General features: G+C 42.5%; 1 rRNA gene. It reads left to right on the plus strand.

What is annotated here, in order from left to right:
* Nucleotides 1-137 precede the first annotated feature (137 nt).
* Nucleotides 138-351, plus strand: a 16S ribosomal RNA gene (locus LI074_RS17210); the annotation flags it as partial.

Consider the following 351-nt stretch of genomic DNA (forward strand, 5'->3'; position numbering starts at 1 on the left):
AGACAGACAACCTTGATAACTAAACAGTGAAACACATACGATTCTCGAAAATTCTTTACATTTTTAAGAACGGTTTGAAAAACCAAAAACAGTAAAACGAGAGATAGCTAGTTGTTATCTTGAGTGAATCAAACATTTTATCAGAGAGTTTGATCCTGGCTCAGGATGAACGCTGGCGGCGTGCTTAACACATGCAAGTCGAACGGGAAATATTTCATTGAGACTTCGGTGGATTTGATCTATTTCTAGTGGCGGACGGGTGAGTAACGCGTGGGTAACCTGCCTTATACAGGGGGATAACAGTCAGAAATGGCTGCTAATACCGCATAAGCGCACAGAGCTGCATGGCTC

Origin of the sequence: Blautia sp. MSK18_10 (assembly GCF_020553185.1) — a bacterium.
GTDB classification, from domain to species: Bacteria; Bacillota; Clostridia; order Lachnospirales; family Lachnospiraceae; genus Blautia_A; species Blautia_A wexlerae.